Annotated in this window: 17 protein-coding genes; 4 read left to right on the top strand and 13 right to left on the bottom strand. The window is 41.9% G+C overall.

The features are described 5' to 3' along the window. Positions 1 to 54 precede the first annotated feature (54 nt). The 3 genes from AC1DV1_RS21650 to AC1DV1_RS21640 all read left to right on the top strand — a co-directional run bounded on the left by AC1DV1_RS21650 (position 55) and on the right by AC1DV1_RS21640 (position 1,325). Positions 55 to 549 (top strand): ester cyclase, encoded by a 495-nt coding sequence (locus AC1DV1_RS21650; RefSeq protein ID WP_477363263.1) that lies wholly within the window; start codon positions 55 to 57, stop codon positions 547 to 549. An 84-nt stretch (positions 550 to 633) separates the two neighbouring features. After that, positions 634 to 996, top strand: coding sequence for a DoxX family protein (locus tag AC1DV1_RS21645; protein ID WP_477363260.1), 363 nt, complete (start codon positions 634 to 636; stop codon positions 994 to 996). A 35-nt stretch (positions 997 to 1,031) separates the two neighbouring features. Continuing rightward, positions 1,032 to 1,325: a putative quinol monooxygenase gene (locus AC1DV1_RS21640; protein ID WP_477363256.1), complete on the top strand. Its 294-nt coding sequence runs from the start codon at positions 1,032 to 1,034 to the stop codon at positions 1,323 to 1,325. A gap of 317 nt (positions 1,326 to 1,642) precedes the next feature. Here AC1DV1_RS21640 and AC1DV1_RS21635 read toward each other — a convergent pair whose 3' ends face one another. Continuing rightward, positions 1,643 to 2,881, bottom strand: coding sequence for a hypothetical protein (locus tag AC1DV1_RS21635; RefSeq protein WP_477363253.1), 1,239 nt, complete (start codon positions 2,879 to 2,881; stop codon positions 1,643 to 1,645). Positions 2,882 to 3,031: 150 nt separating this feature from the next. Here AC1DV1_RS21635 and AC1DV1_RS21630 point away from each other — a divergent pair, with 150 nt between their 5' ends. After that, on the top strand, positions 3,032 to 4,099 hold the full coding sequence (locus tag AC1DV1_RS21630) for a hypothetical protein (protein WP_477363250.1): 1,068 nt from the start codon (positions 3,032 to 3,034) through the stop codon (positions 4,097 to 4,099). Between the two features lie 118 nt (positions 4,100 to 4,217). On the opposite strand, the gene AC1DV1_RS21625 is transcribed toward AC1DV1_RS21630, so the two are convergent. The 12 genes from AC1DV1_RS21625 to AC1DV1_RS21570 all read right to left on the bottom strand — a co-directional run bounded on the left by AC1DV1_RS21625 (position 4,218) and on the right by AC1DV1_RS21570 (position 23,610). Further along, positions 4,218 to 5,147 carry a hypothetical protein gene (locus tag AC1DV1_RS21625; RefSeq protein WP_477363247.1) on the bottom strand — a complete coding sequence of 310 codons (930 nt, stop codon included), beginning with the start codon at positions 5,145 to 5,147 and terminating at the stop codon, positions 4,218 to 4,220. Positions 5,148 to 5,159: 12 nt separating this feature from the next. Continuing rightward, positions 5,160 to 5,591, bottom strand: coding sequence for a DM13 domain-containing protein (locus tag AC1DV1_RS21620; RefSeq protein ID WP_477363244.1), 432 nt, complete (start codon positions 5,589 to 5,591; stop codon positions 5,160 to 5,162). 453 nt (positions 5,592 to 6,044) lie between these two features. Continuing rightward, complete coding sequence (locus AC1DV1_RS21615) at positions 6,045 to 7,286, bottom strand: glycosyltransferase WbsX family protein (protein ID WP_477363241.1); 1,242 nt, start codon at positions 7,284 to 7,286, stop codon at positions 6,045 to 6,047. Positions 7,287 to 7,466: 180 nt separating this feature from the next. Continuing rightward, the gene (locus AC1DV1_RS21610) at positions 7,467 to 9,263 is read right to left on the bottom strand and encodes a RagB/SusD family nutrient uptake outer membrane protein (protein ID WP_477363238.1); all 1,797 of its coding nucleotides are present in this window, start codon (positions 9,261 to 9,263) and stop codon (positions 7,467 to 7,469) included. 11 nt (positions 9,264 to 9,274) lie between these two features. Continuing rightward, complete coding sequence (locus tag AC1DV1_RS21605; RefSeq protein WP_477363235.1) at positions 9,275 to 12,580, bottom strand: TonB-dependent receptor; 3,306 nt, start codon at positions 12,578 to 12,580, stop codon at positions 9,275 to 9,277. Between the two features lie 198 nt (positions 12,581 to 12,778). Continuing rightward, entirely contained in the window at positions 12,779 to 13,888 is a 1,110-nt protein-coding gene (locus tag AC1DV1_RS21600; RefSeq protein WP_477363232.1) for a FecR family protein, read from the bottom strand. A 209-nt stretch (positions 13,889 to 14,097) separates the two neighbouring features. After that, positions 14,098 to 14,688: a sigma-70 family RNA polymerase sigma factor gene (locus tag AC1DV1_RS21595; RefSeq protein ID WP_477363229.1), complete on the bottom strand. Its 591-nt coding sequence runs from the start codon at positions 14,686 to 14,688 to the stop codon at positions 14,098 to 14,100. Positions 14,689 to 15,839: 1,151 nt separating this feature from the next. Beyond that, positions 15,840 to 17,348: a RagB/SusD family nutrient uptake outer membrane protein gene (locus tag AC1DV1_RS21590; RefSeq protein ID WP_477363225.1), complete on the bottom strand. Its 1,509-nt coding sequence runs from the start codon at positions 17,346 to 17,348 to the stop codon at positions 15,840 to 15,842. Between the two features lie 28 nt (positions 17,349 to 17,376). Continuing rightward, the gene (locus AC1DV1_RS21585) at positions 17,377 to 20,484 is read right to left on the bottom strand and encodes a SusC/RagA family TonB-linked outer membrane protein (RefSeq protein WP_477363222.1); all 3,108 of its coding nucleotides are present in this window, start codon (positions 20,482 to 20,484) and stop codon (positions 17,377 to 17,379) included. A 579-nt stretch (positions 20,485 to 21,063) separates the two neighbouring features. After that, entirely contained in the window at positions 21,064 to 22,095 is a 1,032-nt protein-coding gene (locus tag AC1DV1_RS21580; RefSeq protein ID WP_477363219.1) for a GntR family transcriptional regulator, read from the bottom strand. Positions 22,096 to 22,129: 34 nt separating this feature from the next. Then, positions 22,130 to 22,444, bottom strand: coding sequence for a hypothetical protein (locus AC1DV1_RS21575; RefSeq protein WP_477363216.1), 315 nt, complete (start codon positions 22,442 to 22,444; stop codon positions 22,130 to 22,132). Between the two features lie 209 nt (positions 22,445 to 22,653). Then, positions 22,654 to 23,610, bottom strand: coding sequence for a carbon-nitrogen hydrolase family protein (locus tag AC1DV1_RS21570; RefSeq protein ID WP_477363348.1), 957 nt, complete (start codon positions 23,608 to 23,610; stop codon positions 22,654 to 22,656). Between the last annotated feature and the right edge of the window lie 167 nt (positions 23,611 to 23,777).

The raw sequence follows: 23,777 nt of genomic DNA, 5'->3' as shown, positions 1-23,777 counted from the left end.
CGTTGTACATTTGAATAAATAACTACGTAAACGAATTAGAATAATTATTCAAAAATGAAAAAGTCTTTCTTTTTAGTGTTTCTTCTAACAGCCGGTAGTCTTATTTGCAGTTGTAGTTCAAATAAACGAGAAATGAATTTAAAAGCTAACCGTGATCTTATTAGAAAATATCACGAAGTAAAAAGTAAGGGGCAGGTGGCGGAATTAGACAAAATGTTAGCGCCAGATTTTGTCTGCCATTTTATAAAAGGAATTGAGTTTAAAGGAATTGATGGAATAAAAAATGCCATTATAAACCATAGAAAATCTTTTCCGGACTGGAAGGAAGAAATAGTTGATATGATAAGTGAAGGTGACAAAGTGGTAGCAAGATTTAAATCGACAGGTACCCATGAGGGAACGTTTAATGGACTTGACTCAACTGGAAAGAAGGTTAGTATCTATGAAGCTGCTATTTACAGAATAGCGAACGGCAAGATAGCGGAGCAATGGAGTTTTCCAGACGTATTAGGGTTAAACAGTCAACTGGAAGCAAAAAATAAAAATTGACAAGCAAAAAAAGTATACAATAAAATTGGGGGTTTATTAATCAGACGCTCCCTTATCGATAACACATAATTAAAAAATCAAAAAATGAAAAAAAATAAAATTATCTATTGGGCTTCAACGGGCTTTTTATCATTAGCCATGGTTGCAAGTGGATTTATGTATATTATGAACCAACAAATGATTGAGACGTTTCACCATTTAGGTTTCCCTGACTATTTCAGGATTGAATTAGGAACGGCTAAAATTTTAGGTGGCATCGCACTCCTATTACCTATGGTTTCTAATAGAGTTAAAGAGTGGGTGTATGTTGGGCTGGGCATTTCATTCCTTTCTGCCCCGATTGCCCATATCAGTTCCGGTGACCCAGTTACGGTAGCCGTTGCCCCTTTGCTTTTCTTTGGTTTACTCATTGTGTCGTATATCTTTAAGGGCAAATTGAACGCCTAAAACAGGAAACAGAAAGTAAAAAAACACATTCAACCATGGTAAAATTAGCATTACTGGTAAGGCTTGAAGCCAAACCAGGAAAAGAACAGGAAGTAGCAGACTTGATTAAAAGCGCCCTGCCGCTTGCAGAACAGGAACCGGCTACCGTTAGCTGGTACGCCCTGCAGTTAGGTCCATCCACATTTGGGATCTTTGACACCTTTGAAGCCGAGGAAGGCCGGGAGGCTCATTTAGGCGGTGAGATCGCCAAAGCTTTAATGGCCAAAGCTCCTGAATTACTGGCCCAGCCACCGGTTATCGAAAAGGTTGATCTACTGGCTGTAAAATAGTTGTTTAACGTATTTAATATGCCAGTGTTTCCGAAAATCAAGAATAGCTAAGGCAGGATTGATTTTTTGAAACTCTGGCGACCCAATACGCTGTCCGGCCTGTTGCGGATGAAAGCAGCAACTGGTCGGGCCGCGCGGATTATATAGGTTTCTCAGCCAGAGCAATTTTTGGTAAACATCATCCCAATAGCTTGTCACCCCTTATCGAATAGATTGAATGAGGGGGCCGTATGCCTGTAATGGCGGTAATTATCAGCCAACATAATCCGCAGGTCAAGATAATGAAGCTCGAGGCATCTGCGGCAGTGGTCACAGGTTCAATAAAAATCTTTAAATTTTACAAGATTTCCAGAAGTTAGGCAAACATTCCTGATTTCAGCCGCGCCTTTAAATATAAATCCCAATCCTAAAATTTCAGTTGAATGATTACTGACGCTGATTTCAAAAACCTTCTTTCCATTGACAGTAATATTGATCTTACCTTTTTTACTGATCATTTTAACTTTAACCCAATCGGACGGGTCAACTCCAAATCCGGTTAAATCATTATCATCACCGTTAAAAGCCTGGTGACCATCCAGAAGTTTTAAAGTTGCAACACAGCCAGGCTCCGATAATGGAATTGATATTGGTATGTCGTTCGTATAAAGTATCACGTCAATTTGCTGACAACGCGAAGAGCCCGATTTGTAATTATTTCTGACCTCGGTACTAAAGGAAAAATCCGTTATTGGAACCGGGGCAAAGTTTCCTGTATTATAGAATTCAATGTTGGGTACTTCTGGCTCAAGGGCGAGATGATGATCGGCAATTGTGGACACATTGAATCTTATGCCGTACCTAGTGAAAAATTCCTGCTTGTTCAAATATACAGGAACAGGATTTTGGTCTATCAACCCAAGCCACCCGTTTGTCGGGATAAGTAACGGGTGCTCTTTGACCACTTGTTTTCCGACAGTAAGTTTGGCATGATAAAAACCGGGTTTATAATAAATGGAATTGAACAAGGTTTTATTTTTATCTACCTTAATTCTCCTTGTTGCGTCCCATGACTGTTGTATGAAAACGGAATCTGTTGATTCCGGCTTTGCGTTGTAAGTAAAAACAACTGTATTGGGCAGATCATGAGTTATAGGGTGAGCGTAGAATGTATAATTGTTCTTAGGAGGTGCTGAGGTGCCTGACACATAAACTGCTGTTACAGCGCACACGACCACTATAATGATAGTCGAGGTAATGATCCAATTTAATAGACTTGGCTGAACGAGTTTAGTTTTAATAATTACCCTTTCGTCCTGTTTCCGGCAGAACTTTTTCCAGTTCTCAAACCCCGCGAACCGGGCCAGCGTATCGAGGGTGGTCATACTTGGCTGATTATTATAATCCGCTTTTCCCCATAACCTTCGAAGTGTACTTGAGCTTAAGGAAACTTTGGTCTTTTCCTGGATCAGTATATTCAATTCTTCAAAGTCACGGCTGGCCCAGGCATTGGGAGGTCCCCATCCCAACTGGTCTTCAATTATTTTCAGTAATCGTTTTACTTCTGTGTCTTCCATGAACAATATAGGTACAAAGGTAGTATTATTGATTCGTTACGTTAATCATCCAGCGCTTCATAAGATATTGATATTTAGCATGATAAAAAATGATAAAAATTGGCAAGATATTGAATAGCAGACACGCAGGCTGCTAACTACTATTGCAGTATGAAAATGAATCTTCCCATTTACAAAATGAATTTTAATAAGGTAGGCGTAATATTGCTGGCTGTACTTCTAAGCTCGGTTACGATGGGCTACGGTCAGACACTTTATGTAAGTTCAACAAAAGGCAATGACCAGGGCGCCGGCACGAACGCATCTCCCTTAAAAACGTTGGATGAAGCCGTACTGAAAGCCAATAAGTTCACTGGCAATCAAAATGTAAAGATCATTCTTGGTCCGGGACTATATACCGTTTCTCATAAATTAATGATCAATACGGCTGCAAAATCAATAAAGAGCTCCTTTACCATCGAAGCCTTAAATATGCCGGATGATAAAAACTGGACGCCTGCCGATCTGCCGGTGGTCATGTCCGTTTCCGGCGATAATTCCACAGACCAGTTTCCGCATTGCGAATTGTTACTGATTGGCCAGGATAACGTCACGATCAGGGGAATAAAATTTACAGGCAACCCGAACAATACAGTCCGGGACTATTATCCCATCAGAAGACAGGACAAAACACTTAACGGTTTAAATGTAACACAATGCTATTTTATCGGCGAAGCCAATTCCACTCCCATACAAAGTTCATTCTGGGCTTCCGGTCCAGGTATTCATGTAGATCATTGTATCTTTCACAACAGCAAGATAGCCTTTGTTCTTGGTAGTGACATGAACGACTTCTCGCTGACCCGCTCGATTATTGATGGCGCTTACAATACGGCTATCTGGTATGGGTTTGCAAAAACGGCTGCTAAATTCACCTTTAAAAACAACGTAATAACTAATTGCAATTACGTGATGGTATACCCGGTCGAAGACGGACAACCTTCTTATACATTCCGTGATTCTTACATTTCCGGAAATTCACATTACCTTGGTAATTATCCTAAGGCACAGGACAGATTTATTACTGAACCTAACCACCATATCAGAGAAGTAAACGTCCGCAAAAAAGGCCTTGTCAAATTTGTTGAGGTCGCTGATGGCGGCATTACCAAAGACAATCTTAATCTTTCTGCGGCATCAGCAGGAAAAAGCACAGGTGCCGGAATTTTTTCAAAGTAGGTTACTGATTGCCTGTTTCATACCAATATCCTTACTTTTCGAAGACTAATTAGCGGTTTCGTAGATATTGAAACACAATTGGCCTGTATAAAAGGTTCATTTGCCTAGTTTACAAGGTTTAGAAAGCAATGGTATATTGAAAATTGATAACGGCACTTCTCGTCAATCCGTCCGGCCGTGCTTTTCTTACAATAAATGGTGTGCCGATCACGATTTCAAATCGGTTGTCATTATTAAAGGTTTTTGTAGCCACTATGCTTCCATTTAACGTAAAACCCCGTGATCCTTCAATGGAAACACGGTCGCCAAACCGGTTCTCGTAGGTATCTGTACCAACATGATAGATTCCGGAAAGACTGGGTTTCAATGTAATGGAGGATTGAGGCAGGTAAAAATAATAACCAATTCTGCCTAAGAGATCACTTTTTCTCCGGAAATCATTTGTTGGGGCAAACTTGAGCGTTCGCGGATCGGTATATTCATCGGGGAAATAAGTGCTTTTATTTTTCTGTATCACAGGAACCTGGACAGCTGCATCGAACTCCCATTTCCGGTTAACAATGTAATTCACCCCGCCTATTGCATCATACGTACCAATGCTGGCCTGGTAATCTAAAGGCAATGGCTTGCCTGCGGCGTTTTTATCATTGCCGGAGCTAAGCGGAATTTTTACGCCGCCTATAAAGTTCAGGCTGTTGGTGGAATTGATTTTGGGAGCATAATTGATCGTTCCGTACACGTCGCCGACATTGAACGTACTGCCTAAAAAGCCCGAGGCATAAGTAGCGGTTAGTTTCGACTGAAATGAAAACCGGGAATTAAAATTTACCTGGTATTGTAAGTAGGTATTGATCGTACTCGTATTTTCTTCACCTAAGCCGTAATTCGCACCAAAATCGATCGCGTGCCGCTTTTGCATGGTGGCTGCGGAATCTTGGATGTGGTTTTTTAATACGCCGAGGCTGCAAAATCCGGCGTCACTGCAGCCTTGGGCATATCCTTCCAGGGACATGGTTATGATAATCGTCAATAGGAATAAAGGTTTCATAATGATAAGGGATTAAAAGGTAAGTTGAGAATAACCGAATAAGTGACTGTACTGCTGACAATAAATAAGGGCATAGCTATAATCTTTGGGATTGGCTCCGGCCGGAATATCATAGATCTGGTTGCCTGAAGTAGCTTTCAGTGATCCAAGATTCACAAAGTGAACCGGCTCCTTTTCTTTACTGATATAAACTTTCAGATCAGGTCCGTTACTTGTCGAAAAATTTTCCAGGGCAAGTTGGTATTTGTCGCCCGTTAAAAAAATCCTGGCCGTACCGGTTACAGTTCCGTATGAGCCATTGCTGAAACCGCCGCCAGTGCTTGCCGGTGTGGATTTGGTTACATCGATAGTTTCATTTAAAGTGACAGTAGGTGTACTTTCTTTTTTGCAGCCGGCAGCCAAGGCCAGCAGAAATAGTAGACAGGGTCCAAAGAGATTTTTCATTTTTACTGTATTGATTTAGTGGTTTTTCCGTTGGTCGGAGCTTTATGGTAAACCTTACAGTAGAAGTAAAAAATATTCCTGGCTGTTCATGGAACAGCCAGGATAAGTAAATAGCTTGCCGGGTTATAGAATTACTATAATATACAACTGTTACCTTTAGCTTTGTAATCTTAATGATTGTTTTCTATTCAAAACGGAAGTTTGCAATAGTATTTATTAACAAATCTTTTTTGGCCTTCGGGCGCATACTTCTGTCGGCGACCTTTTGCGCTTGAACTTCCGTTACACGTTGGCAATTCAAAAGCAGTAACTTCCAACCCTGTTTTGTAGGTATACATGTAAGGCGGCGGCGCTTGCAATTTAAGAATGCGATCTGCAAAAATTATGAAGAAGGACGTCCTTTGTTAAATCATGATATCAGATATTTGAGGACATGCAATTTGATGATTCACATTATTTATCATCCAAAAACACCTTCTTGACCGCCTCAAGATAGCCATAACCATTGATATTATCAGGTTCAAGATAGCTGGTTTCGGTCCATTCGTTCCAGCTGTTAATGGTAATCAAAGGCGCCTGCTTAGGATGTGCATCTATATAATCTTTCGCCATTCGTAGCCCTTTGGCAAAGTTTGCCGGAGTGTTATTACGCATTACCGGGCTTTGTCCCATACGCGGACTGTTATCCCAACCTATGCTGACATGGGGATAATATTTAAACTCGAACGAGGTGTCAATACGTGCCCATTCTTTTTTTACGCGATCCAGGATGTTTAAGTAATCATCGTTAGGGTTTGTAAAATGAACAAACTGGTAATGCGTTGCGCTTGTAAAACCCAGCTTTTTTACAAATGCGTTCTCCACATTTTTGGTTTTGCCACCATCAAAGCCGCTATAATTAGTATTGATAGACCACATTGTTAACTGTAGTTCCAAGCCCGGAAAACCAGCGCGTTTCGTTTCATCCTTAAACCATTGCAGTGCTGCGGCTGTTTGATCTACTCCACCCAGCCCGGCAATTAATTGCGGTATATCGTAGATCATGAATACCGGTTTGCCGTCTATCTTATAATATTGGGGCAGTTTAAAATATTTTTCAATATTACGTTTACATATCTTTTCAAATTCAGCCCTGCTTACTTTGCCTGTCCAGATCACATTGTCTTCATGATATTTATTTAACCGGGTATCCCAGGCATTCAGTACATCATGATTAGCCCACATCAGGTAAAATTTCATCTTGTTAACGTTGTCGGCCTTAAGGAACCCACTGTCTAGTGTAGTCTCCATAAAGGGCCGGCCGTCGTACCAATACCAGTCGAAAATAAAAACATTGACGCCATGTTTGGTCGCCTGGTTAATTTCCATATCCATTATTGCCGGATCTGCCTCATTAATTGGGCCCCAGACCGGTTTACGATTCCAGTAATGACCGGGGTTGCGTTGCTGCATGGTAGTAACTGTTTCCCATTCGCCAATACCTTCCGGCCAGAATGGACGTAATCGCGGATCGCCGCTGGCGTAGGCAGGATAAAGAAATGCCGCCACGTCGTATTTTTTTGGAGGCGTTTGCTTGTTCTGGGCAGCCAAAGTGCCGGCAAATAAAAGAAGCATGCTTATTCCAAAAACGATAAGGTTTCTTCTGTTATTATACGGCTTGTGGATCAAAAAGATCCGGATTTTGAGGTATTTCATGGGGATGATCTATTAATTATCGTGTTGTTCTGATGTGGTTAGTAATTATATGCCCAAGGCACCGTGGGCAGCCCTGGGCATTGTTAGCTAACCAGCAATTAATATCAATTTCATTTTCTCATTATGAAGGTAATCAGCATTGCGCCGATCTTTGTATGCACCCTTCAGTAAAGGCTAAGCTCAATAACCAGGGTTTTCGAGCAAATTTTTATTATTGGATGTTCGTCCCACGGTTAAGGGTAGATAATAATTCTCAGCCCTGAATTGCGGGATGTTTGACGTTCCATCCACATTATTAATGATCTGTATTTGATATTTTCCTGTTGCACCGTCAAGAATATAACGGATGCCCGACCAACGGATCGACAGATCATGAACAGCGGTGCGCCATCTCCGTACGTCCCAGTATCGCTGCCCTTCAAATGCAAGCTCCACTTTGCGTTCATGATGAATTTGATCGCGATTTATAATGCCCAGTACGGCTATGCCTGCACGGCTCCTGATCTGATTAATGGAACTGAGCGCATCAGTTGTATTACCCAATTCAAATGCAGCCTCAGCATTGTTTAACAAGATTTCGGCATACCTGAAAATTAACCAATCCTGGGCCGAGGTTGCCCAGGCACTGTTGGCACCAGCCAAATTATCGTGGCTTTCATCTAAATATTTCAAAACACCTAAACCTGTTCCCTGGTAGTCCTGGTCGCCGGTAGCGGCAATGCCATTATACGCTCCGCTGGTAATAATTGATCCATCAGGACGCCGCACGCCGGCGTGAAAATCGAGCTTGGTTCCTTTCCATGGTGTATTTTGCGTGTAAAAAGTAGCAAAAAAACGAGGATCTTTATTAGCCCATAACTCTTCAGTCGACATTATTTTGCTTTGAACAGCGGCACGGTCTAACGTTCCCGGAGTTCCATCAATGTGTTCGAAAGATTCGGCTAATTCCAGATAAGCCTGGTCATATAAACCGCGGCTCCACGCTTGTGGTCGTGGACAATTGAAGAAATCGACGCCCCAGCCATTTCCGCCGGTAGCCTCATTAACATTGTCGTGACGCTTGGCGAAAATCACCTCAGAATTATTTTTCACCAAAAATATGTTTCTAAAGTTTGTCGATTTATTAGCATCAAGATTATAAAGCGCGTATTTGCCACTCTTTATGATGGTCTGGGAAGCATCGTACGACTCCTGGTAGTAAGTTTTGGCCGCAGATGCAGGAATTCCCACAACGCCGTTTAATTGAACTGTACCAAACTGGGCAATACTACCTGCATATAATGCCGCCCGGCTTTTTAAAGCAATAGCTGCATATTTAGATGGCCTTCCCAAATTATCACCGGTAACCACCTCGGGTAAATCATTTGCGCATGCGTCAATTTCTGAAATGATAAAGTCGTAAATTTTCTGTTCCGTGTCCCTTGCCGGGAAAAGTGCTGATTGGGTTTCAGTAATATCCTGAACTTTGGTTATCAATGGAATTCCACCATACCGCTTAACCATTGAAAAGTAACAGAACGCTCTTAGAAACCGCGCTTCGGCCATCTTGGCTTTTATCTGATCTGCCGGAAGGGGAGAAGCAGGTAATTTTTCAAGAAATTGGTTGATCTCCCGCACGGTATTATATCCCCACCAGTCCAGTAATCCCCCGTTAATATTTAAATTGCCATATTTATAGGTAAACGCATTACTCGGGTTCCAGTCTCTAAACTGCGGAAAGCTCTCGTCAGATACGTCGTTTATATCAAAGGCATGCCAGCTCCCGTCCCCGTCAAATGAACCACTTCCACTACAATCATTTCCTAAAATAGGCATATCGTAGTAAACCTGGGTCAGGTAGGCGTTTATCAATGCAGGATCCTTGAAAACGTCAGCATCTGAAATGATATTGAGTGGCTTTTTGTTTAGCACCTCCTTATTACAGGAAAGACATGCTGTTAAGCTGATCAAAACGATCAGCGAAATAATTTTTTTCATAATATTTTGATTTATAATGTAATATTCAATCCTAATGAAATGGTTCTTTGTTGCGGATAGTAGTAACCTGCCTGTCCATCAGGGGCTTCAGGGTCAATTTCGTACTTCCGAAGCGGATTAATCGTCAATAAATTGGTACCCGCCACATACACCCTCGCATTGCGAACACCGGCACCGGTCAAGATACTTTTCGGCAGATTATAACCTATAGCAAGGCTCTTTAAGCGCATGTAGCTTGCTTTTTTAAAGTAAAGGTTATTGAATAATCCATTGGTGCTGGCTCCCGAGATCCGCGGGCTTGCGTCGGCCGAATTATTCCGTTCCGTCCACATATTTTTGTAGAACGCATCAGAATAGTTTAAGCCGCCATGGTACAAAATAACGGAGTTGTAATAGTTAAAGGCTCCTTGAAAAAGGGATTGCAGATCGAAGTTTTTGAACTTAAGGTTGATCGTCGCACCGGTTATCCATTCCGGCACGGTGCCTGTACCTATTTGCTTTTGATCTTTGTAATCTAACTTTCCATCACCATTCTCATCAACAAATTGAATATCGCCCGGTCTTAACGCAGCATTTCCACCCGGATAAGTAAATTTCAGGTTGTCAATTTGCTGCTGGCTGGTAAACAAGCCGGTAGCAACGTAGCCAAACGTACGGTCGGTCCATTGGCCTGATAGTTGATAGAGTCTTTTTTGATCGGGATCCGTAAAATCTTGTTGCTCGTAATGGTCCCATTTTGCGCGTGTCCATGATACATTGGCACTTACCTGGTAGCTTAATTCACCTACGCTTCCCGCGGTTCCCAAACTAAATTCAAACCCGCGGTTATTCTGGCTGTTCAGATTTTCAGCAGGCAGCACAGCTCCGAATGTATTTGGAAGGGATAATACCCTTGTAGCAGGGATTCCCGAAAGGGTGCGGTAAAATACCTCCGCAGTACCGAACAGTTTCCTGTTAAGGAATGAAAAATCAGCGCCAAGGTTATAAATATTTATTCGTTCCCAAGTAAGGTCAGGATTAGCTAAACCTGTTGACCGGATACCGGCCTGGGTATTATTGCCTATAAGCCATTGCCCGGCGAATTGGTAGCCGGTAAGATATTGAAAGTCACCTACGTTGTCGATCCCTGAACTTCCGTAGCTTGCTCTTAGCTTCAGTTCATCAATGCTTTTTATGTTCTTGATGAAACTTTCCTGGTCCAATCGCCAGCCCAATGAAACGCTTGGAAAATATCCCCAACGCTTATCCGACTGAAACTTTGCAGACGCGTCTGCCCTGAGTGTTGTTTCCAGTAAGTATTTATCCTTATATGTATAGTTGAACCTGCCCACATAACTGGCACGTCCCAATTCAGCTGCAGAACTGTTGGCAACGGCTGTGGTCACCGAACCTGCGAATAACTCTTCGATAGCCGGTGTTAAAAAATTATCTCGTCCGGCAAGCAGATAGTTGGAGTTATTATCAATAACTTCATAAAGGGCAAGCGCCGAAATATGATGGTCGTTATGAAACACATGATCATAATTCAATGAAAACTGTCCGGTTACGTTGCGCGACTGCGTTTCCTGGTAGGTAAGCTTGGCCTGTGAACCTAATGATCCTGCTAAAGTATAGGCCTTCGTTGCATAATCGTAGGTATAAAAGCTATAGGGCTTGGAGAAGTTTTTGTCGGTAACATAGGTCTTGTCATAATTTACGAATGCTTTAGCGCTTAAGCCATCAACACCTGGTATTTTGTATACCGCAATAAAAGTCCCCTTCATGTTCTGGGTATTAACTTTGTCGTAACCGGCAATGTCTTCGTTTGATATGAGTGCGATACTGCCCACTCCCTGCCCGTTGGCATATGAATATTTGGTTGGATCGGGTAATGTGGCGGGATAGATTGGTAAGGAGTTCCATAAATCCTGCCATAATGTATTGATACCCGGGCCCTGGCTGCGTGCCGGTTGAGAATTTGACTCGCTAACCGCCGAAAGCAGCAATTGTATAGACAAGTTATTATTTACCTTGGCATCTAAGTTAGATTGGAGGTTATACCTGTTGTAATCCCCGCCATTTTTCTTCCACATTGGATCCTGGTTCACGTAGCCAAAAAATCCAAAATATTTTATTTGATCGGTTCCGCCGCGCACAGATAAATTTTGCTGGGTTTGCGGAGCCCAGTTGCGTGTTGCAACTTTTTGCCAATCTGTATTTGGGTAGGCAGGATCACCACCCGCAGAAAATTTCTGGATTTGCTCCGGCGTATATGGTGCAGGTTTACCCTGATTGGTATAAAACAGGTTGGTTATCTCGGCATACTGGGCCGAATTAACTGGCTTTGCCATCAGCGTATTACCTTGTAAGGTATATGATGAATTAAAAGTAATATCAGGTTTGCCCTCCTTACCGTGTTTGGTTGTAACCAGTATAACACCGTTACCGGCACGCGCACCATATATCGAAGCGGCACCGTCCTTAAGAATACTTAAAGATTCGATCTGGTTTGGATCGATGTTATTAAAGTTTGATTCAACACCATCTACAATCCACAATGCCTGGCCAAAACCACGGATGCTAATTGCAGCCTGATCTGCACCCGGTTGCCCGCTTGATTGCAATGACACCAACCCGGGCAGTCTTCCGGCAAGGGTATTTATGGTACTGGCAACAGGAGCCGCTGTTAGCTCTTCTCCTTTAACAGCGGATACCGAACCGGTAAGTGTGGCTTTCTTTTGCGTGCCGTAGCCCACTACCACCACATCATTAAGCGTTCCGGTCTGGGGAGCGAGAGCCACATTTATTGAAGTTTGCCCGGCCACCGGTATTTCCTTGCTGGCATAGCCAATAAAACTAAAAACCAGCACCGCATCAGTACTCACTCCCGAAATAGTGTATTTTCCGTCGGTTCTTGTCACTGTGCCCAGGGTGGTGCCTTTCACCCTAATGCTCACACCAGGTAACGGCAGTCCCTTTTCATCATCAACCCGTCCCGTAATGGTGATGAGAAATGGGGCTTGTACCGGGCTTAGGGTCACTTTAGGTTTAGCTGTAATAATTACATTATCATTCTTCACAACGTAAGTAAACGGCTGATCCGCAAAACACTCAATCAGCACTTTATCAAATGATTTGTTTTTTACGTTGATAGTTACCGGGTTAGCCTGGTTTATCAATTGTTCATCGTAAAGAAAATGGTAGCCACTCTGGTGGCTTAAGTCTTCAAGCAATTGCTCAAATGAAACGTTCTTAACCTTCAACGTTATATTTTGTCCGTAAGTAGCTGCTGTAGCGTGCAATAAGGCACACATACAAAAAACAAACGTTAGTTTCATTTTTAGGATTATATTAGGTTTAATGCAGGAGAGGGCCCTACAAAAAAAATTTGTAAAATTTTTATACATTTGAATGTTAGGTTTATTGGTAATTGATTGTTTAAAGCCATCGTTCAATATACCTGATACAGCTCTCATTGCTGTTAAACCAGGGGCGGTGAGACGGCCCTGGTTTTTACCAGATATCATGAGGTAATTTTATTTACATATTACTATTATCCTCCTTCCTTCAATTTTAAATTTTGCGATTCCTGTTAACTCTATATAATTCAATAGTTCAGTTATATTTTCTGATCGGGACACGGTACCTCCCAAAAACTTATTATTTACGTTTCCGCTATATTCCACATCTACATTATACCATCTCGCTATCTTGTTCATTACCGTTCTGATATTCTGTTTTCTGAAAGAGAAGTAGCCATTTTTCCAAGCCACGGCATCCTCTACATTAACCTCGCGAAGGACAATATTTTCTGAATTGAAATCTGCCGTTGCCTGTTGGCCGGGCACCAGTAGTGCATGAGCGTTTTTAGCCGAGAAAAAAATTGAACCCTCCAACAGCGTAGCCGCTACGCCAGGCTCATTTCTATAAGCCATCACGTTAAAATGCGTACCCAGCACTTTGATGTTTGTATTTTCTGCTGTAACTGTAAAGGGTGAATTTTTATTTTTAAAGACCTCGAAGTACGCTTCCCCGCGCAATTCAACATGCCTTTCTTTACCCTCAAACCGGCTTGGGTATTTTAATGAAGATGCTGCGTTAAGCCATACGTCGCTACCATCGGGCAAAGTAACCATGAATTGTCCTCCCGCTGGGGTGGTGATGGTATTGTACGTTATAGGCTTACCGGTGTCTCCGGTTCCGTTTTGGTAGACAATCCTGCCTGCTGCATTTTTGGTTATGATCGTCCTTCCTTGCACTGCCAATTTTCCGGTGGTTGAACTATCTAAATCAATTTTATCGCCGTTGCCTAGCGTTAATACGGCAGCGTATTTACCGGGACCGATAGCTTGCTTGAAACTCCTTTGTTTGGCAACTTTCTGATCGATGGAAATCGGCTTTGTAAAAATGAAAATTGTTAGACCAGTCGCTATTACTGCAACCGCCGCCGCTATCCATCTCATTCCCGCGAAAGATGGCTTTTTATCTTTATGCTGGATTTCATTTTTCAGCCGCAATAGTATCCGTTCGCGGGTGCGTTCCTGTTCATCGGGATACGTTGCTGACCTTGAGCTAATGAATTGGTAAAGATCCAGCAATTCCTGCTTTTCACTTTCGACAATCGTACCGGCTAAATATTTTTGCAATAGTCGGTTTATCTTTTGCTTCCTCACTACATAATTGGTTATAACTACGTGTTACCATAAATTAAACATAACCCTATATGCGCTATAAACTATTTTTAAAGGAATGTTAAAGTTGTAGATGCTATAAACCTGGAAATTACTTTACTAACTTCAGATGCGATTCCTTAAAAATTCAATTAAATAGTAGATAGACAGACAAATAAAGTTTACTACTTCAAAAATTCCGTTACCACATTGCTGGATATGATTGCCAGCAAGCCCGTGATCTCCAAATTATGTCGGATAATTTTAAGGGCGCGGGTTAGGTTTGCCTCTACTCCTTTTTCGGATATATTCATTTGAGAAGCTATTTCGGAGTTCTTTAGGCCCAGTTCGCGGCTATACTTGAAAACAAGCTTGCATTTTTCGGGTAAATTTGCAACTACCCCGTCGATATATTCTTTTAGAAAAAGCGCGTCTAACTTTTCCTCATCCCAACTTAAATCGTTAAATTCAAGGTGCAGTTCCGCCAATCTGTTCCGCCTTTGTTCTTTCCGATAATATTTAAATACAGCAAATTTGATTTTAGTTGCTAAAAAACCGGGGACATTTACGACCTGAATATTTATTTTTTCCTTCCAGAGTGCCATGAATACTTCGTGGACAATATCTTCAGCGATAATTTTATCTTTTGTATGGTTCCAGGCAATTAGCAGGAGCTTTTCCCAATACCTGTTGTATAGCGCTGTAAAAGCGGCGTGATCGCCCCGCTGCAACAGCACCAGCAAGTCTTGATCGGAAGTTCCGTTATCAGGTTTCATGACTTAATTACCTCAAAGACCTCTTGAATTGGAGGATTCTTTAATGCGATTTTTAATTGGTTATTGCAATGTATGAATCGTAGATACGTTTGTTAAAAATTCATTTTTCAATAAGCGTAAATGCTTTTCATAAAAGCAGAACTAAGGTAAATTGAATATGCGGTCAAACTATCCTCTACTGTTTGGTCGGGTTGTTATCCAGCGCCTGTAGAACCCGGGATGGAAGTGGAATCTGAAAGAAAACAAACAATGCCTTAGTATAATTTGGCAATCGAACGCGAATTGACATTAGCCCGGCAAAAATCTACAGCAACCGGGTCTCGAAGTTTAAGAATTCTTTTGATTTGAATAGAAGAACCGGACTGATAATGCTACCATAATCGACAATATTGACATTTCGCAAGCAATTGTTACAGTCCTTTTAAATTGATAAATGATACAATCCCCAACAATCGATGTTAAACATACAAATGGAAACATGTACGACGAAAATGGGACTGTAGAATATTACAAGCCATCGCAAGACATGCACCCGGCATATGATACTTAGAAGTATCTGAGAAGTTAACGGGCCAACAGACGTATTTACGTGTCGTTGATATTTCGTTTCTGGCTCGTCAGAAGGGATACTAAAACGCGGGTTAGGGGGTATCAATGCAGAGTGGTTTTTTTTGCCCTTCGGTTAAAAGATTGGTAATTATTACCTGCGCTATGCCAATTTTGCACAAAAATAAAAAACAGGTAGTGATACGGAATACTCTCATATTTGGTATTAAGGTAGTTGATAGGCGCATAATAATGTGCATTGTTTGTTTGGTCTGGCAATGCCACGCCCGTTGTTTTCGAACCTAAGACGGCCCCCAAAACAATATCCTCTTCTGGTTAATAATAAGTGCTTAGCGGATTCCAACTGTATTAGATGTTTTGACATTTTAAATTTCGGCAGTATCATCCCTTTGAACCGGTATTTTTATAAAAAAGTCAAAGTAAGCATAGATCGTTCGTTTTAAATTTGATATCTACCTCGAATAATCCATGCTTACCAGCGGAAAGTAAATAGTTAGATATTTTTCGCTGTTCTTATCTGAATCGTTGTCACGAGCGCTGATTAATTAGCATTACTAAAAATCATTACTTTTCAGTCTTTTAACTTACTGCGGATTTTGTTGTAAATTGTCAAGTGTTACCTCGCGTTGGGGTATAGGCAATAATAACTTATTGGCGGTTACCTTATAAGAACCCGCAGGTATGGTTGAAAATTGGACTATTTGCCTGGCCCCATGGGCATTCATGATGTCAACTGCTTTGCCTGTTCGTAGAAGATCATACCAGCGATGATTTTCGAAGGCAAACTCAACCCTTCGTTCCTGGAATATCGCATCGCGAAAAGCAGCCTGGGTACTCACATCAAGTGCAGGATTAGCATTACCGGCAGTTTTATTCGGTAAATGAGCCCGGGTACGCACCTGGTTCAAGAGGCTGAATGCTTCGCCGCCGGCAGCAAATCCTTGCTCGTTCAAACATTCGGCGATCATCAACAACACATCAGGGTATCGCAGTATCGGAAAATCATCATTTGTGTTCCCTCTGTCTACAAATCCGTGATTGTATTTAATAACATAAGGTATTACTTTATGAGAGGTCGGATCTGTAAACGTCAATGACAGGGAAGCGTCTTTACGTATGTCACCTGTTTCATACGCATCAATCATGTCCTGTGTTGGTATATTGTAGCCATTTCTGCTCCCCAAGTTTGTCCCCGGATCACCGGTTACCGTGCTCCCTGATGTCCAGGGTGCAAACTGATAAAGAAAGTTACTGGACAGACCGTTTTGCGATCCCAGGTACTGGATCTCGAAAATAGATTCTGAGTTGTTCTTGTTTGCCGGGTCAAAAACGTTTTTATAGTCGCCAAGCATTGCATAACCCAAAGTAGTTACCTTCCGCAAAGCAACTAATGCTTCGGCATATTTTTTTTGGGTAAGATATGCCTTACCTAAAAGTGTAAGCGCGGTGCCTTGTGTTACGCGACCCAGATCATTTCCCGTATATTTTGCAGGCAGTTTTGTGGACGCATCAGTGAGATCGTCAATAATTTGTTTATACACGTCAGCTTCAGAAGCCCGGCCTTTCGAGCGCGCATCGGAAGGCGATTGTGTAGCGGTAATGCGCAAAGGCACCCCGCCGAATTGTCTCACCAGGTTAAAATAATGAAACGCACGCAATACTTTGACTTCGCCGGTGTATTGGTTCTTTGCAGCATCGGTCATGGTGATCTTGCCGATGTTATCCAGCACATCATTACAACGGGCAATCGCTGTATAACTTTCCTGCCAAAACTGCTGTATTGGCGGGGCAGTGGCGCTCGATAAAAACTCATCGACAAATTCGCGTTGCTCCAGCCCGCGGTCGGTCCCATTGTATTGGTAGGTAGTATTGTCCGAGCGCATTTCACCAAAAAGCCAGTAGCTGGTTAATCCCATTCCAATTAGTGAACTGTAAGCGCCGTTCACTGCTTGTTTGATATCAGTTTCAGTTTTAAAAAAGTTAGTTCCTACGATCGTAGCTTCTGGTGACTGATCCAGAAAGGACTTTTTGCAACCCGCCGAAATGCCGATGGCAAGGGTTGATAATAATATATATTTAATATTGATTTTCATTGTATATCTTTTTAAAGTTTATGGGCGACTAAAAAGTCAAATTTAGTCCAACAATCAGGGTGCGGGCCAGTGGATAATTGGTGAAATCCTCGCCCGGAGTAAGCGCGCTGGCTCCGGCGGTATTGGCCTCAGGGTTACCATTATATTTGGTAAAGGTTACCAGGTTTTGTCCGCTAACATACAACCGTGCCCCTTTGACCACCCTTGAATGTGCAAGCAGAGAAGAATTGAAATTATAACCCAACGTAACATTCTGTAGCCTCAGGAAACTAGCATCCTCAACCCAGGAGGAATTGACATCGCGGTAAATAACCCTGGAGCCGTTGGTCGTCGGCGTAACCCCGTCACCTGGGTCCTGCGGCGATCTCCACCGGTTCAGCACTTTTCGGTCCACGTTAAATACACCGTCGATGTTTAATAAATATTGATTAGCTGTTCTTAATTCATGTCCGCCCTGGGAGCCCACAAAAATCACGTTCATATCAAAACGCTTGTAGGTGAAGCTATTGGTAAAACCATAGGTAAAATTGGGTTGCGCATGCCCTATAACAGCAAAGTCTTTTACCGCTTCAATGATCCCATTGCCATCGACGTCTTTATATTTGATGGAACCAACTACCGATGTGGCGTGTTTGGGCGAGCTATTAAGGTCGTTCTGATCTTTGTAAATACCTTCAATCACATAGCCATAAAATTGGCCAATTGGTTTACCAACTTCTGTTTTATGCGTATAAGACCCCTCACCGCTTAAACCGCTGTAAATGGGATCATTATTGTCGTTTAATGCTAAGACCTTGTTGCGGTTAATCGATATGTTGAAATTTGTTTTCCATTTAAATTCACCCTCCAGGTTACGGGTAGTTATACCCAGTTCAACACCTCTGTTTCGTATTTTACCTGAATTGATAGTAGCATTAGAGTAACCGGAGGATTGTGGAATCTCACTGTTAAAAAGCATCCCTGTAGTTAAACGGTTGTAATAGTCGGCGGTTAGGTATATCCTGTCCCTAAAGATTCCTAAATCAACACCGCCATCGAATTCCTTTGAGTTTTCCCACGTCAGATCCGGGTTGTTTAATGAAGTGTTTACCCGTCCATTAGCTAAATTTCCGTTAAAAGAATAATTCGCTGTACCGACATTTGACGTATACGTATAATTGCCAATATTAAAATTACCTGCTTTCCCTAATGTTGCACGAAATTTCAGGTCGCTTAACCACGATACATTTTTAAGGAAATCTTCCTGGGATGCACGCCATCCCAAAGCGGCTGATGGAAAGGTCCCGTACCGTTTGTTCTGGCCAAACCGGGATGAACCGTCTGTGCGTACGGTGGCAGTAAGCAGGTACTTGTCTTTATAAGTATAATTTACTCTTGCCAGATACGATATCAGTGACCACTTCTGGACATCCTCGCCATAGCCTCTGATAATTGATGCCGCGTTGATGGTTTTAACCAGATCATCAGGATAATTATCAGCAAAAAGCGATATGGAGTTAGAACGTTCCTTTTGCGCCGTGTAACCCAGTACGGCGCTGATGCGATGATCTTTCCCAATTTGTTTATCGTAATTTACCAGCAACTCAGACAACCAGTTGAAGGTTGTGTTTTTATACGTATTTGAATTCGGAACTACAGGTGCGGGATTACTTTCGCCACCTACCGTCGACGGGTTAAAATTGAAAGAATTTTCGCTGGTGTAGTCAACATCATAGCTGTATTTTATTTTCAAGCCATCGATAACTTCCAACTCTGCATAAGCGCCGCCCAATCCCCGGAAATATTTGTCTTTTGTCCCGGCAAACTCCAGTGAATTAAGCGGATTTGGAGCGCCTATTCCTCCAGGCGAGTTGATATACGAGGTGCGGTTTCCGTTAGCATCGGTGACCGGTACGATTGGACTAAGCCATAGCGCCCGCGTTAAAATATCGCGACCGCCAGAGTCAAAGCCGTTCCGGTCCTGGACGCTGTTTGTTGGTGCCAGATTGAGACCTACTTTTAATCTTTTACTAATTTTAGTTTCGATATTTGAACGGATGGCATATCGTTGAAAATTGGTATACCTGACCACGCCCTCCTGGTTAATCCGGTTAACAGAAAAGTTATAGTGTGTATTTTCTGATCCGCCACTTACCCCTAAATCAATGTTATTTTGAAGAGAGGTCCTTAATATTTCATTATACCAGTTCGTCCCTGCGCCATACTGAGCTGGGTTACGGAACGGCTCAGGAATAGCTGCATCTGTAACCTGCACCCCTCTAAAGGCAAAATCGTCCGTGATAATATCTTTTCGAAATTGTGCATATTCGGTACCGTTTAGCATTCGCGGCCGCCCTTTTTGAGGAACGGTTTGTGTACCTACATAAGAGTTAAGTGTTATTACCGGAGCCCCGGTTTTCCCTTTTTTGGTTGTAATTACAATAACGCCATTTGAACCTCTTGATCCGTATATGGCTGTTGAAGACGCATCTTTTAATACAGTCACCGATTCAATGTCATCAGGATTGATTACATTTAGAGGATTATAAATTGGCCCCGCTGAGTTTGATATGGGATAGCCATCAACAACGAATAATGGATTGTCACCCGCACCGATCGACCCCGATCCCCTGATCTTAATGGTTGAACCGCCACCTGGTAATCCGGTTGTCGTGCTTATCTGCACGCCAGGAATTTGACCAACCAGCTTTTGATCAACTGACAGCACCGGCAAATCCTTAATTTGAGCATTTGACAAAGTTGCTACAGCTCCTGTAAGGTCCTTTTTTTGTTGCCTGCCATATCCAATAACTACAACCTCATTCAGGGAGCCGCTTTTGGGGCTCAGTTTTACGTTGACAACAGCATTGTCAGTCAAAGGTATTTCTTTGTTTTCATAGCCGACAAACGAAAAAACCAGGGTGCTGTTTTTGGATGCAACAATTGAAAACGTGCCGTCAGCAGCAGTAGCTACGCCTTGATTGCCGTCTTTAACACGCACGGATACACCTGGCAGCGGATTGCCGTCATCAGCGCCCGTCACCTTTCCAGTTACCTTAATATCCTGCGCCGTCGCTACAGTGCTGCACAATATCAGCCATAGGAATAAGTGAAACCTTTTAACAAGGAATTTCAATAGTAAAAAATTTTTACTCATAATGATTTTATTAAATTGGTTATAAATTGGTTTTCACAAGCTGTAGTGACAGCTATTGGTAATTAGCTCCTAATTTCAATAGAATAGAAATATATCACATCCTGCTTTATACTGATGACTATCCTGCACCGTCATGGTATAATCGATTTAAATAGTTAATAGTCAGTTTCTTGTTTTATTAAAAATTCTATTAATAAATTAAAGGGCACAGCGGGTCGAAACCGAACTAATCCTTCGCAGGCGGGTTTAGAAATATATAATGTCTCACTCTGACGATAACTCTTTAGGAGCGATAGGGGGCAGCATCGTGTAACGATGTGTAGGCTAATCGATGTTCGGTCGCGCCTATGTTATAGCCGGCAGAGTTCAAGAAAGAATGAATAGTAAAATACGAAAGAGACTATCGAATTTGTTGGACAAATCCTTCCATTTGGGCGCCGTAGAACTGGCTGAACATTTTAAAATGTGCACGAAAATCCGAAATAGATGTTAAGACATAACTGTTTGCAACTAACCTGCCTTTACTCGTATGCCTGTTTTTTTTTAATGTCCACCTTATATTGTATCCGTTTCCGTTAATTACAATGAGGCTCTTTTATTATAGTAAAATGGAATTTCAACGTGCCGTTTGCTATTGTCAAGAATTAGGTTTGCAGCGACTGTGCCCATGTAAGAAAAATCGGTTGAGATGGTTGTTATACCATTAAGTATTAGCTTTTTCAGTGGCGTTTCATTATACGATATAATACCTACCTGTCTACCTATTACTAGCTGCTTTGATAATATTCGTTCAATTAATGCCACTAGATCATCCTCCATTAGATTGATAAATACCTCGCCTTCATTAATCGGCTCAAGCAAAATATCGCTAACCACCTTATGAGCAAATGCATATTGCTGGCAGAATTGGATAAATCCATTCACAATTTCCATGGGGTAATAACTGTTCCCCGGAAATATGATCTTGATAGTATGGTATTTACTTAACTGTTCTCTCGCGGAAACTAATGCCCCATAAATATCTTTTTCAAAATTTTCGTAAGCAGCAGCATATCTTCCATCTATACCCGCTAATTTTTTATCAAGCAGTAACAGCTTTTCTTTGGGAATATTGTTTATCTCATCTTTCGCGAATTCCTCGCCATCAATAAAATGTGGTATAATCACAAAATGCGAATAAGAATCAATTTTGTTGGCCAAGAACTTCTTAAAAAGCTTAACGTCACTATTATAAATATAAAAATCAACAGTCACATCATCGCCCAGGGCGTGGATAAACGAATCATAGATGATTTTTTTATGTGCACTTAATTTATTGAACATTAAAAATATACGAAGGTCCTCTTGAAGATCTGTATGCGCAATAAAATATCCCTTATTAGGCACAGAATTAAGTATACCAATCTTTTTTAAGTGCTTGTAACCTTTTTCAATAGTATCTCTGGATATTTCAAGTTTATAACTTAATTCATTGATAGAAGGCAACATATCATCCTTTTGTAACTTTCCTTTTTTAATAGCTTTAACAATGGCGCTAGAAAGTTGAAGATATTTGGGCGTTGCGGAATAAATATCAATATGAATAAAATCAAAAATGGAGATTGGTTTCATGTTAAAATAACTAAATAAGACTCCTCCGTTGGTTTTACCACTGAATAACTATATTTTTCGAGGAAGCACTAACCTTTGCACTTTTGTCATATAAATTGGCAACCTTGTTTTTCAGGGGTGGAATCAAATCCTCACCAGCGTGAAGGTGCGTGCAGACGCTCAAAGTATAAAATCTTATTTCAGGAAAGCCTCTAATAATATTTGAATGAACAAGGGCCTCGCTTTTTTTATCCATCATAACAAATAATTGCGAATCGAAATGGTTAAAAGCCACCAATGGCATCATAGCAAACTTTTGAAAAGATACCACTGTAAATTTCAATTTTTTACAATCAATGGTTTGTCGCATTAGCGTTAAAATCCTTACAAAAGAAATTTAAAGATAATTAGATAACAGCTAAGTCAAAGAGTTGTAGATTGAGCGAAATAATATTTTTTAAACCGGTAAAAGATATTTTCCCCTGAAGAGTTTTGATGTTATTATAACTATGGATCGATTTTCACAGGCCCCCAACAAAGATTTTTCACCTGGTTAATCTTACGCACATACGAGCGGGGCTAGACCCGGTCTATGAACTTAACTATACGTTGCCTTTCCCGGGTTACAGAGAGCTGGGCAATGTCGGGCCTTGAGTAATGCCCCGATGGATCAAAGTTCTGACGTTCTTCCATAACGCGCATTTGGTCAATCGTTGCCACGATCAGCCTTTCTTCGTTATCAAGCGGAGCGACAATCCACTTCCCGTCAGGGCCGGCAACGCAGGATCCGCCGCTACCAAGCCATTGTTCGCTATTCTCCATGATCAGTGCCGATGATGGTAATTCGCTACTAATGTCCTGCTTTCTTAAAATCCCCGAAACGGACACTACAAAAGACCGCGACTCCTGGGCAATAAACCGGGTGATATTCTCTGTATTGCGGGTACTTCCGGGCCAGAGGGCGACATGCAGGTCCTCGCCCTGTGCATAAAGGGAAGAACGGATAAGCGGCATCCAGTTCTCCCAGCAGTTTAAAGCCCCAACGGTAAACGCGCCCAGTTTACTCACCTGCAAACCGTGCCCGTCGCCAATGGCCCAAACCAGCCGCTCTTCATAAGTTGGCATCACCTTGCGGTGAATGTACCGGATCGTTCCATCCGCATCAATATTGGCCAGAGAGCAGTATAAACTATGCCCACCCCTGTCTTCTGCCCGCTCGATAAATCCAAGGATGATAGCGATCTTTTTTTCTTTTGCCCGGCTGCAAAAATCGTCAAGGTCACCCGAACTTAAGGACACCGCCTGGCGGGAATAGTAGGCATAAAGTTCCTTTTGGACCGGTGAATTAAACAAGGCACCATTTGTTAGTTCTACCCAAAACGGGTAGCCAGGTAAAAGGGCTTCTCCAAAGACGACCAGGCGACAGCCCTCATTTGCGGCATCGGAGATATATGCTAACATCTTTTTGGTCGTTTCTTCCCGGTTAAGCCATACTGGGGCGATCTGGGCGATACCAATTGTTAAAGTAGATTCCATCATTGATTTCTTATTTGACCTGCCTAAGTTAAGAAACAAGCGGCTTATCATGGAATACCTGGAAAATACATCAATAAGATGGCCGTAAACTGCCGGACGGAATTTCCCGGCCCCTTTATGGGCTGTCGCGGAAGCCTAATCCGCAAATAACAAAAATATTGTAAGGA

The sequence above is a fragment of the Mucilaginibacter sp. P4_D1 genome, assembly GCF_056401935.1.
This window is presented reverse-complemented; position numbering and strand designations above follow the sequence as displayed.